This window comes from Streptomyces sp. N35 (assembly GCF_016464295.1).
Classification (GTDB): domain Bacteria; phylum Actinomycetota; class Actinomycetes; order Streptomycetales; family Streptomycetaceae; genus Streptomyces.
The window spans coordinates 1-2,509 of record NZ_JAEIMH010000187.1 but is presented as its reverse complement, the minus strand read 5'-3'; the positions used below and the strand labels follow the sequence as shown (position 1 = coordinate 2,509).

2 protein-coding genes are annotated in these 2,509 nt (G+C 70.1%); both read left to right on the top strand.

Annotated elements, in window-relative coordinates:
* Positions 1–311: 311 nt before the first annotated feature.
* Positions 312–1,700 (top strand): dihydrolipoyl dehydrogenase, encoded by a 1,389-nt coding sequence (gene lpdA / locus JAO81_RS41735; RefSeq protein WP_165334843.1) that lies wholly within the window; start codon positions 312–314, stop codon positions 1,698–1,700.
* A 52-nt stretch (positions 1,701–1,752) separates the two neighbouring features.
* On the top strand, positions 1,753–2,509 hold a 757-nt coding region (locus tag JAO81_RS41730), incomplete at its 3' end, for a biotin/lipoyl-containing protein (RefSeq protein ID WP_307814247.1).

Genomic DNA, 2,509 nt, shown 5'->3' with positions numbered 1-2,509 from the left:
GTAGGTGACCTGCGGCCCCGGGCCCGTACCCGGGGCCGCAGGCATGCCCGGTCGCAGACCGGGCACCCCGTATGAAAAGTTTCGCCCTGAACGAAATCCGCAGGGACATACGCTGCGGTGACCTTGCCCTGTGATCGATCAAACGTCTCGCACTGCGGCCCGACGTCCCACCGCCCGCCGACAAGTGCGAAGATGGCCTGTGGCAGGACAGGGCCCCCACCACAGGGCCGAAGGACAAGCGGCCGAACACCAAAAGCCGCCGCGCGGTCAGTGAGGACCGCCGACCGGCGCACATGCATGGAGGACGTGACGTGGCGAACGACGCCAGCACCGTTTTCGACCTAGTGATTCTCGGCGGCGGTAGCGGCGGATACGCCGCGGCCCTGCGCGCCTCTCAGCTCGGTCTTGACGTCGCCCTGATCGAGAAGAACAAGCTCGGCGGCACCTGCCTGCACAACGGCTGCATCCCCACGAAGGCGCTGCTGCACGCCGGCGAGGTCGCGGACCAGACCCGCGAGAGCGCCCAGTTCGGTGTGAAGTCCACCTTCGAGGGCATCGACATCGCGGCCGTCCACAAGTACAAGGACGACGTGATCTCGGGCCTGTACAAGGGCCTGCAGGGTCTTGTCGCCTCCCGCAAGGTGACGTACATCGAGGGTGAGGGCCGCCTGTCGTCGCCCACCTCGGTGGACGTGAACGGCCAGCGCATCCAGGGCCGCCACATTCTTCTCGCGACCGGCTCCGTGCCGAAGTCGCTGCCGGGTCTGGAGATCGACGGCAACCGCATCATCTCCTCGGACCACGCGCTCGTCCTTGACCGCGTCCCGGAGTCCGCGATCATCCTGGGCGGCGGCGTCATCGGCGTCGAGTTCGCCTCGGCGTGGAAGTCCTTCGGTGCCGACATCACCATCGTCGAGGGCCTCAAGCACCTCGTCCCGGTCGAGGACGAGAACAGCTCCAAGATCCTGGAGCGCGCCTTCCGCAAGCGCGGCATCAAGTTCAACCTCGGCACGTTCTTCCAGTCCGCCGAGTACACCCAGAACGGCGTCAAGGTCACCCTCGCCGACGGCAAGACCTTCGAGGCCGAGGTCCTCCTGGTCGCCATCGGCCGCGGCCCGGTCTCGCAGGGCCTCGGTTACGAGGAGCAGGGCGTCGCGATGGACCGCGGCTACGTCCTCGTCGACGAGTACATGCAGACCAACGTGCCGACCGTCTCGGCCGTCGGTGACCTCGTCCCGACCCTCCAGCTCGCGCACGTCGGCTTCGCCGAGGGCATCCTGGTGGCAGAGCGTCTGGCCGGGATGAAGGTCGTCCCGATCGACTACGACGGTGTGCCGAAGGTGACGTACTGCCACCCCGAGGTCGCCTCGGTCGGTCTCTCCGAGGCCAAGGCCAAGGAGATCTACGGTGCGGACAAGGTCGTCGCCCTCAAGTACAACCTGGCGGGCAACGGCAAGTCGAAGATCCTCAAGACCGCCGGTGAGATCAAGCTGGTCCAGGTCAAGGACGGTGCCGTCGTCGGCGTCCACATGGTCGGTGACCGTATGGGCGAGCAGGTCGGCGAAGCCCAGCTGATCTACAACTGGGAGGCGCTGCCTGCCGAGGTCGCGCAGCTGATCCACGCGCACCCGACGCAGAACGAGGCGCTCGGCGAGGCGCACCTGGCGCTGGCCGGCAAGCCGCTGCACTCCCACGACTAACAGCCCTCGGGGCCCCACGAACTTTTCCGCACTTAAAGGAGCAACAGAAACCATGGCGGTTTCCGTAACCCTTCCGGCGCTCGGCGAGAGCGTCACCGAGGGCACTGTCACCCGTTGGCTGAAGGCCGAGGGCGAGCGCGTCGAGGCCGACGAGCCGCTGCTCGAGGTGTCGACCGACAAGGTCGACACCGAGATCCCCTCGCCTGCCGCCGGCATCCTCGCGTCCATCAAGGTCGCCGAGGACGAGACGGTCGAGGTCGGCGCCGAGCTGGCCCTGATCGACGACGGCAGCGGCGCCCCCGCTGCCGCCCCCGCCCCGGCTCAGGCCGAGGCTCCCGCCGCTCCCGCCCCGGCCCAGGAGGCTCCGGCCCCGCAGGCCGAGGCCCCCGCCGCGCCGGCTCCGGCCGCCGCGCCCGCCTCCTCGGGTGGCGGCGCCACGGGCACCGGTGTGACCCTGCCCGCCCTGGGCGAGTCGGTCACCGAGGGCACCGTGACCCGCTGGCTCAAGGAGGTCGGCGAGTCCGTCGAGGCCGACGAGCCGCTGCTCGAGGTCTCCACGGACAAGGTCGACACCGAGATCCCGTCGCCCGTCGCCGGTGTGCTGCTCGAGATCACGGTCGGCGAGGACGAGACCGCCGAGGTCGGCGCCAAGCTCGCCGTCATCGGTGCACCGGGTGCCGCTCCGGCCGCTGCCGCTCCGGCCGCGCCCGCCGCCCCGGCCCAGGAGGCTCCGGCCCAGCCCGCGGCTCCGGCTCCGGCGCCCACCCCGGCTCCCGCTGCCCCGGCCCCGCAGGCCGCCGCTCCGGCTC